Here is a 14,607-nt window from a genome sequence, read left to right as displayed (position 1 = left end):
ACCAAAAATAGCCGGGTAATATGAAATTAACATGAAAAGGCAATTTCTATTAATGCAAAAGGCACCCAATGGGTGCCTTTTGCATTAATTATATAATATATTTAAATATTAAGCCGCGGTGCCTTCTTTTAATCTTTCGGCATTTTCTGCAAATTGCAGGGCTTCCATAATTTCCTGAAGATCGCCGTTCATAACACCGGTTAAATTATAAATGGTTAAGCCAATGCGGTGCTCGGTTAAGCGCCCCTGCGGATAGTTATAGGTACGCACTTTGGCTGATCTATCGCCGGTAGCAACCATGGTTTTACGTTTTTTAGATGTTTCTTCCAGGTGCTTTTGCAGCTCCATTTCGTAAACACGTGAACGTAATACACCTAAAGCCTTATCATAGTTCTTTAGCTGTGATTTTTGATCCTGGCATTGTGCCACAATACCGGTAGGGATGTGTGTTAAACGCACGGCAGAATAGGTTGTATTTACCGACTGACCGCCCGGACCTGATGCACAGAACAGATCCTTACGGATATCACTTACCTGCAGATCAATATCAAACTCATCAACCTCCGGCAACACTACTACCGATGCAGCTGATGTATGCACACGGCCCTGTGTCTCGGTATCAGGTACGCGCTGTACCCGGTGTACGCCAGATTCATATTTGAAGTTGCCATAAGCATCTTCGGCCATTACGTTAAAAACAATTTCTTTATAACCACCGGATGTACCTTCGGTATAGTCTACCAATTCAGTTTTCCAACCGCGTTTTTCGCAATAGCGCATGTACATGCGGTACATATCGCCTGCAAATAATGCCGCTTCGTCTCCGCCGGTACCGCCGCGTATTTCAATAATGGCGTTTTTAGAATCTTCCGGATCTTTTGGTATAAGCATCAGGCGGATAACCTCTTCTATTTCATCTTGTTTTACAAGCAGTTCGTCAAGTTCCATTTTTGCCATCTCGCGAAACTCATCATCTTTTTCGGTGGCTAAAATTTCCTTATTGGTATCAATATTGCTCATTATGTTGCGGTATACATTATACTGGTCAACAATTTTGGCAAGGTCTTTATATTCTTTATTTAGCTGGGCAAAACGCTTCATATCAGCCATGGCATCAGGGCTGCTTAGTTCGCCTTCTACGGTTTTCCAGCGTTGAAATATTAATTCTAATTTTTCTAACATCTTCTTTTTTGAAAATCAATAACAGTGGTTCAATAGGTTACTATATCTCCGCTTTGTATTACAAGCTTTGTGCCGTTTGCAACCTAAACAGAAGTTTTTCATTCAATTAGGTTTAGTTTTCGCGGAACTTAAGAACTTATAAAAACATGCAAAAATACGCAATTTAAGGGATATAATAATACAGCGAATTGTAAAGAGATTTATAGGGCGGCAACAGGTTCCTGTACCTTTTCAAAGTACTTAAGATCCAGGTTTTGGCCATCAAAAACAGCGTAGGTGTTATAGTTTACCCATTCGCCCAAATTTATATAGCGGCTATTGCCTGATAGTTTAATATCAAGCGGCAAATGCCTGTGCCCAAATATCAGGTAATCGTAATGTCTGGTTTTTAATAATTCGTTTGAATATTTAACCAGCCACTCGTGCTGATGGGCCCTTAAATGTTCTGTGCGGCCGCCTTCAAGACGGCTTTGCCTTGACCAGTAATTGGCTATACCTATACCTAAATTAGGATGGATCCGGGCAAAAAGCCATTGGCATATTGAACTGCGGAATATTTTTTTTAGTAGTTTATAAGCCGTGTCACCAGGCCCCAGTCCGTCGCCGTGGTGCAGATAAAACTTTTTGCCGCTGCGCTCAATTTCCAGTTCATTGGTTATAATAGTGGCATTAAGCTCGTTCTTAAAATAATCAAACATCCACATATCATGGTTGCCTTTAAAAAAGTAAAGCTTTGTGCCGGCATCTGCCAGTTGTGCCAGTTTGCCTAAAAAACGGATATAACCTTTGGGGACAACGGTATAATATTCAAACCAAAAATCAAAAACATCGCCCATCAGAAAAAGTTCGGCCGCATCATCCTTTATCAGGTCCAGCCAACGTACAATACGGTCTTCGCGCTCACGCGAGGAAGCATAGCTTATGGCGCCCAAATGAAAATCTGAGGCAAAGTAAAGTTTATTACGAGCGGGCATAATGGCTCAAAATTACAGTAATAATGTTTAGATGTGCAAGTATGATTTTAACTGGCAGGTGTTGAAGATAAATGTAACTACAAATTTGCGTTTTCTGGCGGCATAAATTCTAATCTTTTATTAAAATAAACATCCCAGCTGTGCTGCTGCTGGCGGTTTTGCATATGCTGGGTATCCTCATCATAATCAATGTTCAATTGCTTGTATTTGGCATCGATACGGTTAAAAATATTCATTGCCTCTTGCCTATAGTTTGATGTAAAACGGGTGCGGGTGGCGGTCCTTATTACTTCCTGCTGTTCCAGATAGGCAATGTTATAATGGCCTTGCTCGTGCTTTAATATTTCTGCCAATAATTCTCTTGATGTAATCCGTGAGCGGTCAATCCATGAACGGTCATGGTTAATGGTAAGGTTTACATTAAAATTTAAGCGGTAAACATTATTGCTTACCGATACCTGGTAGCTAAAGTTGATGCTGCAATTGGTATAGGCTACCACACCACGGCTGTTTGCCAAAGGCGCGCTCCTGAAATCATCAACAGTTAACCGCCTGAATGGTTGCGCAGATACGGTACATGCGGCAATAAGCAGCAAAGTGCACGCACATGCGGCCCTTAAAAATTTTAACATCATGAAACCAGGTGTAAAGTAAATATTTTACTTTTTGACTTGGTCTACATGTAAAAGGTTTAAGCTCATCATTTCTTTCATGGTACGCTGCATACCCTCGGTTGAGCCATCCAGGAAAATTACGTTGCCTTTTGAGTTTTCTGCAAAGTGTTTGATAGACTCTGTCCACATGGTGAATAGTATAACAGAGGTATCCATTTTAGCTCCCTGCATTTCTTTTGCAGCCATTGTCATACCCTTGGCCACTTCCTCGCGGAACAATGCGATACCCTGCCCGCGTAACTGTGCCGCCTGGCGCTCGGCTTCGGCAGATATTTTTATAGCGTTACCATCAGCTTCGGCAGCTTTTGTTTTGGTGATCAATAATGCCTGGCCTTCGTTTTCGGCAGCGGCTTTAAGGTTATTTGATGCCACCACCTGGCTCATTGATTTCATGATCACATCATCGAAAGTAATGTCGTTCAGTTGCAGATCCTGCAGGTGATAACCCCAGCCTTCTAATATGGTATCTAACTGTTCTTTTACATGTTCCACAATATCACGGCGTAATATCAGCACTTCGCTTTGGCGTTTGGTAGCTACAAATGCGCGGATAGAACCTTCAACCGTACGGATCAAAGCCTGCATCAGGTTACGTTCATCAACAAACTTAAAGGCCACATTTTTAATAGCTTCTTCCGACTGATCTAATACAGAGTATAGCAGCATGGCCTTAAAGTAAACATTGGCCTGGTCAAACGTTACCGCCTGAAACTCCAGCTCGACAGACCGGTTTTGGATGGAGATCTTAGAGTAGATGTTTTCAATTAACGGAATTTTGAAGTTTAGGCCCGGTGTAAGAATGCGTTGGTATTTACCAAATATGGTAATTACGGCAATTGTACCTTGCTTAACCGTTACAAATGAGGAAAATATAACGATCAGGGCAAAAAATCCTAATACGAAAAGGAGTAAAGATGAGGCTGTCATTAGGCTTGTATTTTTGAATAAATATAGGCTTAATTACAATAGGTGCAACAAAGGATTTTAATAAACTAAACGAGGGGAAGCGTACCTACGGCACGCGGAAATATAAAATTGATTTCTACAAAGCTGTTGTGCCTACAGCACACACAAATTGGTTGGTGTTATAACCCATGAGAGTGTTGCTTGTAAAAGGGAATAAAGACTCCAAAGGGGGGGCGTACCTACGGCACGCAGAGGAATTAACTATTTGCTACAAAGCGTTAGTACCTACGGTACAACTTGGAGCAATACGACATTGGCTTTATAATGCCCCATCTGGGCTACTGTTTTGTAGAAAACAAGGAATAAATTATTTTGCTCCATAGGAGCTACCCAATAAAGCAAAACACGAATACAATTTAAATAGCCTGAAATTGATGGCCCCATCGGGGTTATCGCTTTGTAGCAACTATGGTGTAGCTTGTATAAATACGACATTGGCTTTATAATGCCCCATCGGGGCTACCGCTTTGTAGCAAAAAGAATAAATTATTTTGCTCCGTAGGAGCTACCCAATATCCAGATCAATCCGCCATCCAAATAACATCAACAAACCAGTTCTTGCTATCAAACACCTGGTTCAATGGTTTAAAACCAGCGGCTATGGCTATGTTGCTGGTTTGTTCAACAGTATACTTTTGAGAGATCTCCATGTAGATATATTCATCTTTCTTAAAAGAGATTATTTCCTCCCCAATTTTCACCTGCTGATCAACGAGGCTTATCAGATAACTCTTACAGGCACCGCTTTCCGGATCATATGTAGCATAATGATCAAACTGGCCGATATTGAAATTGCCTTGCAGCTCGCGGTTAATGCGTTCTAATAAATTCAGGTTAAATTTTTTGGTGATTCCGCCCTGGTCATTATACGCGGCCAGTATGGTTTTAGGATTCTTTTTCAAATCGACACCCACCAGTACCATATCGCCGGGCGAAAGATTATTACGGAGCTCCCTGCAAAATACTTCGGCTTCGGCAACCGGCATATTGCCAATATTAGAGCCCAGAAACATGACAACTTTGCGGTTATTGGAGATAGATGCTGCCTTTTTAAGCATATCAAAATATTCGCCCTGCAGGCCGGTGATCTTTATGCCGGGCAAAGTAACCGGGAGTGTAATGTTCAGATAGGATATTACATTGCCTGAAATATCTATAGGAAGGTATGTAAAATCGGCTTTTTTATCTATTAAATAACTTAGCAGGTGCGATGATTTGGATGCATCGCCTGCACCTAATTCTATCAGGTCAAAAGTGTCACCATCGGCTGTTATAGCTTTGCCCAGTTCAGCGGTGCGACTGGTGAATATTTCCATCTCACAGTCGGTGGGATAATATTCAGGGCAGTTCATCAGGTCCTGAAAGAGCTTATCGCCAACGGCATCATAAAAATATTTTGAATTTAAACGCTTGGGGCTGGAGGTTAATCCGGCTATAACGTCGGTGTAAAATTGGTTGTCGGTAAGGACCTGTGACTTAGCCGAAGATCCTTGTTGTGTTGCTGTGGTGGTGGGCTCCATAGGTATTATATTGTGATATTACTTAGCAAGACGTATGCCAGTAAATTGCCAGCGTAACTCGGGCTGAAAAAAGTTGCGATAAGTGACACGGCTATGATTTGGCGACGTTACTTCTGATGCCCCGCGGAGCACCTTTTGGCCAACCATAAATTTGCCGTTATACTCACCAATTGCACCGGGTGCCTTTGCAAAACCCGGATAGGGCAGGTAAGCGCTTTCTGTCCACTCCCAGCGTTGCCCCCATTGAAATTGGGTTGCAGCGGTTTCCCATTCAAACTCGGTGGGCAGGCGCATACCTTTCCATGAGGCATAAGCATAAGCTTCATAATAGCTAATGTGCGTTGCCGGGTCATGCATGGTTATGGGCTGTAAACCGTGATAAGTGTAATTGAACCACTCGTCATCAATATTATGCCAGTACATAGGGGCTTCCACTTTATTAGTGTTTACCCAATCCCAGCCGGCAGCATGCCAGTGGCGAAAATTGTGATAGCCGCCATCATTAATAAACTCCAGATATTCGGCATTGGTTACCAGATTAGGGCTTATCTCAAAAGCGTTAAGATAAACTTTGTGGCGGTTTAGTTCATTGTCAAAGCAAAAACCTTCTCCGGCGAAGCCAACTTCATAAACACCCTCATTTATTTTGATGAACGCGGCATCTTCCAACACATCCGCCTTTGGCGAAACATAATCATGTGAATAGGCGGGGAAGAGCGGGTTGTTACCTAATATGTATTTGATATCGGTTAGTAAAAGCTCCTGGTGCTGCTCCTCGTGGTTAAAGCCTAATATCATCAGTTCTTTTACCTCGTCGCTCAATTCGTTGCATGACAGAAAATTTTCCATCGCGTCATCAACATACTTACGGTACGAGTATATTTCAATAACCGTTGGCCTGCTTAAATTGCCCCTATCCGTACGGATAACGCGGTTACCTACCGTTTCATAGTAACTGTTAAATACGTAATTGTAATCGGGGTTGTATTCCTGATAGCCCATGAAGTAGGGTTTAAGAATAAAGGTTTCAAAAAACCAGGTAACGTGCCCAATATGCCATTTAGGCGGACTAACATCAACCACAGGCTGCACAACATAATCTTCTGTTTGCAGATGGCTGCAGATCTCTTCGGTACGGCGGCGTACTTTTTTATAACAATCAGCTATATCCATTGGTATTACTTGCTTTCCAAATATCGTTTAAGATTTGAAATTGTTTTTATGTTTAACTCTTTTGCCTGTTTTTCGCGCATCATTAGTGCATACGCATTATTAAACCCTATTGGTTTTAACCATTTGATATTATAACGTTTTAAAAATTCTTTTTGCACATAGTTGTAGGTACTATCTTTACTCACCTGTAATGTATTAACCGTTTTGGCCGGTGCCTGCAATATGGCCAGTAAGCCTGTGCCGGTGTATTCCGGATAAACATCAATCTGATCATTTGTCATAGCATCAAACACAATTTTGGTGCCACCTAAGCCTGTTTTGGTGCTTACATCATAATTGGTGTATCCTTTAATAAGCATGGTATACATGCTTGCCAAAATGTATTGCTCACCAAATATTTTTGAGCCTATGCGCACAATCCCGTCATTTCCGCCGCGCTCTGGTTTCCAAAGTTTTTTTGCCACCAGAAAATCTTTAGCTACCCGCTCGGGTGTTTGGTGCAGATAATCGGTTTTATAGTTTAACTCCGTCATGACAGAATCTGTAATAGTGCCCGATAACAGGTTAAGCGTTTTTTCCAGGTCGGGGAATTTTTCCAAAGCATCCACACGGACTATTGGTGCCGCGTAATAAGGAGGGAAGATCTTTTTGTCATCATCTAATACTACAAGATTGTAGGCTTTCAGTCGCCCATCGGTAGAGTAGCCACTTATTACATCCAATTCCTTTTCCTGTGCTGCCTTGTACATTACCGCATCGCTTATCACTATGGTATGGATCTTTAATCCGTATTTGCTTTGCAGGCCCAGGTTGCCATCCTGCCTGCCCATAAATTCGGGTGTAAAACCAGCGGTTAGTTTGCCGCCATAGGCTGACGGGATAAAGTATAAGCAGGATAGTAATACTAGCAGGATGGGCGCCACTTTAACCGCGCCTTTTATTTTTTTAAAATTCAGTTTTTGAACCAGAGACAACAGGAAATCAAATATAATGGCCAGCAGCGCTGCCGGTATTGCCCCCGCCAGTATCATGTTAGTGTTATTGAGGGAGATGCCGCCGAAAATAAATTCACCCAAACCACCCGCGGCAATGTATGATGCAAGGGTAGCCACACCTACGTTAATAACAGTAGCCGTGCGGATACCTGCCAATATTACCGGCATAGCCAAAGGCAGCTCTACTTTAAACAATACCTGCCACTTGTTCATCCCCATAGCAACCGCGGCTTCTTTAACAGCGGCATCAACCCCGGTTATACCTGTGTAGGTATTGCGAATAATTGGGAGTAAAGCATAAAGCAGCAGCGCCACTATAGCCGGTTTTGCGCCTATGCCTAAAAGAGGGATCATGAAGCCAAGCAATGCTATGCTTGGGATAGTTTGCAACACACCTGCTATACCTAAAACAAGGCCCGATAAACTCTTTTTACGGGTGATATAAATACCGATGGGCAGGCCAATTAGTACAGCAATAAACAACGATATAAATGTAAGGCCTATGTGCTGCAGCGTTTGCATGCCCAGCTTATCTGCCTGCTGGCTCATGAACTGAAACAAGGTTTGCTGTTGCTCATTCATGCGGCTGCAGGTTTTTGTATTTTGAAAATGCCAGCATCAGTTGTTCAAACGTAATGCTCTTAAACTCTTTATTTTGCTGATTATGGATGTTAACCGTTTCTTTTGGATAGAACTTAAAGCTTTCCAGCACATCCCAAACCCCGGTTTCGGCAGATAGAGAGGATGTATTTGTTTTTTTGCCGGCTTCCGGTAAGTGCTCCCATATGTCGGTTAGCTTTATCGACTTAAATTCCAGTTGCAGTCGCTGGTCTTTAAGAAACCCGCTTACAAAATCATTTACAGGATTAAACAGCAGTTCGGCAGGTGTGCCTATCTGCACAATTTTCCCCTTATCCATTAAAGCGATCCTATCTGCCAGTTCAAAGGCTTCCTGTACATCGTGCGTTACCATGATAATGGTTTTGCGTTTTAGCTCATCAAGTGCTTTAAATTCACCATGTATTTTGGAGCGGGTAACATTATCCAGTGCTCCAAAAGGTTCATCCATGAGCAATACAGGTGGGTTGGCCACTAATGCCCTTGCCAAACCAATCCTTTGTTGCTGGCCGCCGCTTAGCTCGGTTGGGTAGGCATTTAGATAGTCTTTGGTCAGATGGAGTTTTTCCAATAACTCGTCAACCCTTTTTTGAGTTTTGGCCTTGTCCCATTTTAGAAGGTTAGGGACAACTCCAATGTTTTCGGCAACGGTATAATGGGGGAACAAGCCGTTGTTTTGTAAAACATAACCAATCCCCCGTCTCAAAAGCTCGGACGGTTGCTCTAATATATTTTTTCCGTCGATAGAGATGCTTCCGCTGTCGGGTTCTATCAACCTGTTAAGCATTTTAAGGGTAGTAGTTTTACCGCAGCCGCTGGTACCAAGCAGCACCATGGTTTCGCCCTTCTCCACCTCAAAGGAGATATCATTAACCGCCTTTATGTTGCCGTATGTTTTAACCAGGTGCTCAACTTTTATCATGCCGGTAATTAGTCCTCCAAAGTCATAAAAAGGTTATTTAATGATTCGGAGTAGGTGGGGTGGGCAAACACACAATAGCGGATCTTATCATAAGTAATCCCGCCCATCATGGCCATCTGCAGTACCGTCATGATCTCGCCGCCCTCAACGCCAACAACGGCAACGCCTAAGATCTTTTTGGTATCCGCATCAACAACGGCTTTCATTAAGCCACGTGTATCGCCGGTTTCAAGAGCCCTTGCCACGCGCGACATTGGCAGCTTAGCCACTTTTATATTCAGTCCCTTTTCTCTTGCTTCTTTTTCGGTAATACCTACGCGGCCCAGTTCAGGGTCTGTAAACATGCAGTAAGGTATAGGCCTGTTCCTGGTGCTCAGGTTTTGTTTTTCTATCAGGTTGCGGTAAACAATGATGTAATCGTTATAAGAAATGTGTGTAAAAGCAGGGCCGCCATTTACATCGCCCAAAGCATAAATGCCTTTTACATTGGTTTGCAGCTTTGTGTTAACCAATATCTCTCCCTTTTTGCCTGTTTTAATGCCAGCCTTTTCTAAGCCAAGTGTAGCTGTTTGTGGTGCACGGCCAATGGCTATCAGTACGTGCGTACATTTGATCTTTATCTCTTCGCCGGCTACTTGTACAGTAGCGGTTATTTTGCCTTTTTCTTTCTGTTTAAATTTGGTGGTTTTGGCATTGGTATAAATTTTCATGCCCTCGTCTTTTAATACGCGGGTAATCTCTGCCGAGATATCTTCATCCTCACGAAATAACAATTGCTGTGATTTTTCCAGTACGGTTACCTTGCTGCCAAATCTGTGGAACATCTGGCCAAATTCCAGTCCGATGTAATTACCACCAATAATAAGCAAGTGTTCAGGAACCTTATCCAGTTCTAAAATAGAATGAGATGTCAGATAGTCTATCTCATTAATACCTTCAATATCATTTGGGATGATGGTTTTGGCGCCCGTATTTATAAAAATTTGATCGGCAGTGACCTGGCTGGTTTTGCCATTTTTTAATTTAACGGTAATGATTTTGGCACTTTCAAATGCAGCTTCGCCAAAAACAAGGTCGAGGTTTGGGGTTTTCTCAATTGAACTTTGAGCACCCTCCCGAAATTGCTTAACAATCCCATCCTTTCGCTTTTTAACTTGGGCCAAATCAACCTTATAGCCTTTTATGGTAATACCCATGTCATTACAAAGCCCTGCTAAATAAGCTATTCGTGCGCTTGCTATCATGGTTTTGGTGGGTGTGCAGCCATCGTTTATGCAGGTACCACCTACAACACTTTTCTCTATAAGTAAAGTTTTTTTGCCTGCATTGGCTAATTTTTTTGACAGTGGTACGCCCGCCTGCCCCGAACCAATTATTATCGCATCGTATTGCTTCATATTGTTGGGTTACTTTTACTCCCTTCCATTGGGCAGTAGTGGTTATTTTCAACAACAATGGTATCATCACTTTCGGCAATAACCTGGTTGTTCCAAATTGCTTTCATAGGTAAGAGGATGATTATATTGTATAAAGATATCGTATCAATTCCGGAATTATAATAGGAAAATTAATTTTTTGTTTGCTTGTAAATAAAATGATTTATGTGTGCCTATATTGTGCAACAGGGAGTAAAAAAAGGCACAATAAATTTTTTTAAAAGAATATTTTAATATTCTAATGAAACGTTTATCTTTGCAATCCCAAAATAAGGGAACGTAGTTTAAAAAAAGGATAATATCTTAATTTTAAACCTCGTAAAATGGCCCGTTCGTCTAGGGGTTAGGACGTTAGATTTTCATTCTAGAAACAGGGGTTCGATTCCCCTACGGGCTACTTAAAACAATATCGAAAGATGCTAAAAACCTGCAAATCAAATGATTGCAGGTTTTTTTGTTTCTATCAAAACACCATTTTATGCACCAAATTGCAACAAAAAAGACGCAAATTCGGTGCGTACCTAAATGAAAAAATGCTACGCACCGAATTACTTATAATTAATTGATTATCAAGATGTTCAATCGTTAAACATCTTGATAATAGCAGGCTACAAACTTACTTTTGTTTCACTTTTAAGCTTGTAATTATGAAAAGTAATTTCCACCTGCTTTTTTACCTGAGAAAGCAAAAAAACTACAAAGGAGGCCCTATGGCCGTCTACATGCGCATTACCGTAGATGGTAAACGCGTAGAAATGTCTGCCGGACGTGAATGTGATCCGGCCAAATGGAACAGCCATGCGGGTCGAGCCATCGGCGCAAAAGAAGAGATCAAATCGCTTAACAATTATCTGGACAGCCTGCTAACCAAAGTTAGAAATGCGCACCAGGTGCTGATTGATGCAAACCAGCGTATCACCACTGAAAGCCTACAAAACCAATTCACAGGAAAAACAGAAAAGAGCCGCTATCTGATGCAACTGTTTGCTGAACATAATGCCAAAGTAAAGGCATTGATTGGTAATGGGTTTGAAGCGAATACATTAAAAGGATACAATACGTCTGAAAAACACCTTACCGGCTTCCTGCAAAAGAAATATGGCAAAACAGATATAGAGATTAGTCAATTAAACTATGCCTTTATTACTGGATTTGAGTTTTACCTGAAAGCAGATTGTAAAATTACCGGTGTATCTGCTGCCAAGTACATTAAACATCTTAAAAAAATAGCTAATCACTGTATTGCTAATGGCTGGCTAAAGCAAAATCCATTCATCAATTTTAAATCTACTGCTAAGGCAAAGGAGCGCACTTTCCTTACGCAGCAGGAACTTGATAATATTACGACATCCCCAAAGATTACGATTGAACGCTTGAAGCAAGTAAGAGATATTTTTGTTTTTTGCTGTTACACAGGTTTGTCCTACGCCGATGTAAAGAAGCTGAAACGAAATGAGATCGGCATTGGCATGGATGGCGAACAGTGGATATTTACCAGTCGTCAAAAAACCGATACATCTTCCCGACCGCTGCTCCCTGTAGCTTTAACAATATTAAACCGCTATCAGGATCATCCCCAATGTGAAAATAAAGGGTTGCTATTACCTGTGTTGAGTAATCAAAAAATGAATGCTTACCTTAAAGAAATAGCTGACCTATCGGATGTCGTTAAACACTTGACGTTTCACCTGGCGAGGCACACGTTTGCCACAACTGTTACCCTATCCAATAGTGTACCGATAGAAACGGTCAGCAAAATGTTAGGGCATACCAATATCAAAACCACCCAGCACTATGCTAAAATCCTGGACTTAAAAGTAAGCCAGGATATGGCATCTCTTAAACAGAAATATCTAACCGTTTAATAATTACAGCTCTATAAGGTGGCAAAATGGCACCTTATAGAGTTTATTCCCATCTTATCCTTTCAATCTAAAAAAATGGAAAACCAATTGATACCTGATGAAATCATCATGAATAAAATCTATTATATCCGTGGGCATAAAACAATGCTGGCAAGTGATTTGGCGGAATTATACAATATTGAAACACGTGTTTTAAATCAATCAGTAAATAGAAATCTAAAACGATTCCCGCCTGACTTCATGTTTCAGCTTTCGGAAAATGAATATTCATCTTTGACATCACAATTTGTGATGTCAAAGAAAGGGCGCGGAGGGCGAAGGGTATTGCCGTTTGTCTTTACTGAGCATGGTGTTCTTATGCTTTCGAGTGTTCTTAACAGCGACAGGGCGATAGAAGTAAATATTCAAGTAATGAGGATCTTTACGAAGATTCGCCAAATGCTTTTCGACAATACGGAATTGAGACTCGAAATCGAAAAAATTAAATCCAAGATCAACAGTCAGGATAAAAATATGGAAATAGTATTTCGATACCTAGATGAATTGATTGACAAAAAGGTAGAACCGCAAGAACGAAAACGAATCGGCTATAAACCGGATAACTTATAGACAAAATCATTAGATATAGGTGGCGCAATCCATTAGCGTCGACGGAATAATTAGACAACTCCAAACTTGAATGAATTAACGCGGCTAAACCGATGAAACAGAATTTGAATCCTTGATGTCGCAATTTGCGACATCAAAGCACTTTACTTAATTAAAGTGATTACGTTGTTTTGAGGTTATCACAAATTGTGATAACCTCCTTAAGTGATTGCAGTGCTTTACTGAACAATTATGCGTTTGAATCTTTGACTTTATAACCGTCAATTATTAACCAAAAGGTTAATGTTTGCTCTTCCATAATGGAATAGCAAGATGGCTCGGACAACCTTTGGGTCCCAATATGTTCAAAAAAAATATTCAAATTGACGAAAAATGAGATCCTGTTGATCTAAAGCGGAGGGCCAGAAGTAGCTAGCGTAGGAGAATATAATTGCCTTCCTATCGATCTTATATTCAATATCTTACAATGTTCCGCTATCTCGGCTCACCGCTAGCTCACCATCTTTATTTTTGATGCAAATCTTAGTTAAAGGTAAGAATTTATAAAACATGATAAAAATAAATTGCGTCTAAACTTTTTTTAAAGTAAAAATTTAAAGTAATTAATATTTTCAAAGTAAACTAAAAAAAGCATTATGATTTAATAATTTTCCTCGATATCTTTTTCTATAATTCTAAATTTATCTTTTATATCATCCCCCTGATAGTATCTCAAAAGGTCACTTTTGGTTAATGTGCCATCTTGTAAGAACTTCTTTAAATATTGCCTATTAAAGTCCATTAAAAGTATATTTTTTTCTAATTGCTTAAGAATAGATTTATTGTTTTCAATATTACTTTCAACAAGCGTTTTAATAGACAAAATTTCATTGAGGTCTTTGATTATCCGATTTACCAATACCATTAACAAGTCTTTATCAAGGTCAGTAACTTTAGAATTAACAGCAATATCTCTTGCTAACATATATGCGATAGCAAGATTTGAATAATCGCCAACCTGAGAATTAATAATAGCGATTAATCCAACACCTGGGATATATCCGACGTTATCAAATTGCCGGATGATGGAAATATCGATCAAGGAAATATCGAATACAATTATGCTGACCTTTGCCTCTCTATTAGCTTGGGCTTCTATCAATTGACTCCAGGCCGTATCGGTCTTTTTGGTAAAAATTTCTTTGTTTTCTATATCTCCGAGCTTAATACTTTTATCAAATTTGCATTCTATCGCAATTTTAAAGTCACTTAAACCATCTATTTCACAAATAATATCACCTGTTTTGTTTTGTGGTAGGATACCGGCAGTATTACCTATAAGGATGGCTTTATCTCTTAGCTTTTTTTCCGTAAAGTAATTATTGAGAAAATAGGCAATATCTTCCTCAGCCAAAGAGCCCTTCACTGCAGATTTATAAAAGAGCTCTTTTTTCATCTCGAATATCATCTTTAAACTTTCTAGTTCTGTTCCTAATTCATTAGATGTTTTTGACAAAAAAGCAGAAATTCGATCTTCCATTAAGGCTAATACGCCAATATAAATTGCTCTCAATAACCTGTCGTTTCTTTCAGAGGCAGGAAGATTGTCAAAATAATTGAAAACAATCGAGTTTTCAATTTCAAATGAATCAATTTCAACTCTCTTTAGCTGTTGGTTAAGTTTTATCATCAAA

The 14,607-nt window shown here is 40.3% G+C and carries 12 protein-coding genes and 1 tRNA gene; 3 read left to right on the top strand and 10 right to left on the bottom strand.

Annotation, left to right across the window (positions count from 1 at the left end; translation table 11 throughout):
• Window positions 1–108: 108 nt before the first annotated feature.
• The 9 genes from prfA to WC743_RS23030 all read right to left on the bottom strand — a co-directional run bounded on the left by prfA (window position 109) and on the right by WC743_RS23030 (window position 10,421).
• Window positions 109–1,182, bottom strand: coding sequence for a peptide chain release factor 1 (gene prfA / locus WC743_RS23070; RefSeq protein ID WP_373015917.1), 1,074 nt, complete (start codon window positions 1,180–1,182; stop codon window positions 109–111).
• Between the two features lie 200 nt (window positions 1,183–1,382).
• Window positions 1,383–2,156: a UDP-2,3-diacylglucosamine diphosphatase gene (locus WC743_RS23065; RefSeq protein ID WP_373015916.1), complete on the bottom strand. Its 774-nt coding sequence runs from the start codon at window positions 2,154–2,156 to the stop codon at window positions 1,383–1,385.
• Between the two features lie 77 nt (window positions 2,157–2,233).
• Window positions 2,234–2,791, bottom strand: a complete 558-nt coding sequence (locus WC743_RS23060; protein ID WP_373015915.1) for a DUF922 domain-containing protein — start codon at window positions 2,789–2,791, stop codon at window positions 2,234–2,236.
• Between the two features lie 24 nt (window positions 2,792–2,815).
• Window positions 2,816–3,757 carry an SPFH domain-containing protein gene (locus WC743_RS23055; RefSeq protein WP_373015914.1) on the bottom strand — a complete coding sequence of 314 codons (942 nt, stop codon included), beginning with the start codon at window positions 3,755–3,757 and terminating at the stop codon, window positions 2,816–2,818.
• Window positions 3,758–4,317: 560 nt separating this feature from the next.
• On the bottom strand, window positions 4,318–5,316 hold the full coding sequence (locus WC743_RS23050) for an L-histidine N(alpha)-methyltransferase (RefSeq protein WP_373015913.1): 999 nt from the start codon (window positions 5,314–5,316) through the stop codon (window positions 4,318–4,320).
• Window positions 5,317–5,334: 18 nt separating this feature from the next.
• Window positions 5,335–6,489 (bottom strand): ergothioneine biosynthesis protein EgtB, encoded by a 1,155-nt coding sequence (gene egtB, locus WC743_RS23045; protein ID WP_373015912.1) that lies wholly within the window; start codon window positions 6,487–6,489, stop codon window positions 5,335–5,337.
• A gap of 5 nt (window positions 6,490–6,494) precedes the next feature.
• Complete coding sequence (locus WC743_RS23040; protein WP_373015911.1) at window positions 6,495–8,066, bottom strand: ABC transporter permease/substrate-binding protein; 1,572 nt, start codon at window positions 8,064–8,066, stop codon at window positions 6,495–6,497.
• Window positions 8,059–9,024 (bottom strand): ABC transporter ATP-binding protein, encoded by a 966-nt coding sequence (locus WC743_RS23035; RefSeq protein WP_373015910.1) that lies wholly within the window; start codon window positions 9,022–9,024, stop codon window positions 8,059–8,061. The genes WC743_RS23040 and WC743_RS23035 overlap by 8 nt, the downstream gene beginning before the upstream one ends.
• Window positions 9,025–9,032: 8 nt before the next feature.
• Window positions 9,033–10,421 carry a mercuric reductase gene (locus WC743_RS23030; protein WP_373015909.1) on the bottom strand — a complete coding sequence of 463 codons (1,389 nt, stop codon included), beginning with the start codon at window positions 10,419–10,421 and terminating at the stop codon, window positions 9,033–9,035.
• Between the two features lie 364 nt (window positions 10,422–10,785).
• Here WC743_RS23030 and WC743_RS23025 point away from each other — a divergent pair.
• The 3 genes from WC743_RS23025 (at window position 10,786) to WC743_RS23015 (ending at window position 12,934) form a co-directional block, all read left to right on the top strand.
• Window positions 10,786–10,857 (top strand) — tRNA-Glu (locus WC743_RS23025).
• 250 nt (window positions 10,858–11,107) lie between these two features.
• On the top strand, window positions 11,108–12,325 hold the full coding sequence (locus WC743_RS23020) for a site-specific integrase (RefSeq protein ID WP_373015908.1): 1,218 nt from the start codon (window positions 11,108–11,110) through the stop codon (window positions 12,323–12,325).
• Window positions 12,326–12,400: 75 nt separating this feature from the next.
• Window positions 12,401–12,934, top strand: coding sequence for an ORF6N domain-containing protein (locus WC743_RS23015; protein ID WP_373015907.1), 534 nt, complete (start codon window positions 12,401–12,403; stop codon window positions 12,932–12,934).
• 640 nt (window positions 12,935–13,574) lie between these two features.
• Here the strand turns inward: WC743_RS23015 and WC743_RS23010 are convergent.
• Complete coding sequence (locus WC743_RS23010; protein ID WP_373015906.1) at window positions 13,575–14,603, bottom strand: hypothetical protein; 1,029 nt, start codon at window positions 14,601–14,603, stop codon at window positions 13,575–13,577.
• Between the last annotated feature and the right edge of the window lie 4 nt (window positions 14,604–14,607).

The organism is Mucilaginibacter sp., from assembly GCF_041660805.1.
GTDB lineage: Bacteria > Bacteroidota > Bacteroidia > Sphingobacteriales > Sphingobacteriaceae > Mucilaginibacter.
Note: the sequence above shows the minus strand (reverse complement) of the source record. Positions and strands in the feature narration are given on the sequence as shown.